Raw genomic sequence first — 523 nt, 5'->3', positions numbered from 1 at the left:
ACAAAGACGGCTTTGCAGACTTAGATTTCTCTAACCTAAAAGCGTCTATCGGTGGCGGTATGTCTGTCTTGCCAAGCGTGGCAAAAGAGTGGCATAAAATCACTGGTCTGCCTATCGTGGAAGGTTATGGTTTGTCAGAAACTTCACCAGTGGCTGCTTTTAACCCGATGACCATTGCTGAATTCACGGGTAAAATTGGTATCCCTGCCTCTAGCACCGATATAATACTAATCGATGATGATGAAAATGAAGTCGCATTGGGTGATCGCGGCGAGATTTGTGTCAAAGGGCCGCAGGTGATGATAGGTTATCAAAATCGTCCAGAGGAAACAGCTGAAACGTTTACTGCCAATGGCTTTCTGAAAACTGGCGATATCGGTATCATGGACGAAAAAGGCTTTATTAAAATCGTTGACCGCAAAAAAGACATGATTTTGGTCTCTGGTTTTAACGTTTATCCGAACGAAATTGAAGAAGCCATGAGCGAGCATCCAGCTGTGGTAGAATGCGGCGCTATCGGTAT

At 44.6% G+C, this 523-nt stretch carries 1 protein-coding gene; it reads left to right on the top strand.

Annotated features, from left to right (window positions below):
* Positions 1–523, top strand: a 523-nt coding sequence (locus L2737_RS22280) for an AMP-binding protein (protein ID WP_248957145.1), incomplete at both ends; no start/stop codon positions are given.

Origin of the sequence: Shewanella electrodiphila, from assembly GCF_023283985.1 — a bacterium.
Taxonomy (GTDB): domain Bacteria; phylum Pseudomonadota; class Gammaproteobacteria; order Enterobacterales; family Shewanellaceae; genus Shewanella; species Shewanella electrodiphila.
The sequence above is the reverse complement of the archived record's forward strand: the minus strand, read 5'-3'. Positions and strand labels throughout refer to the sequence as shown.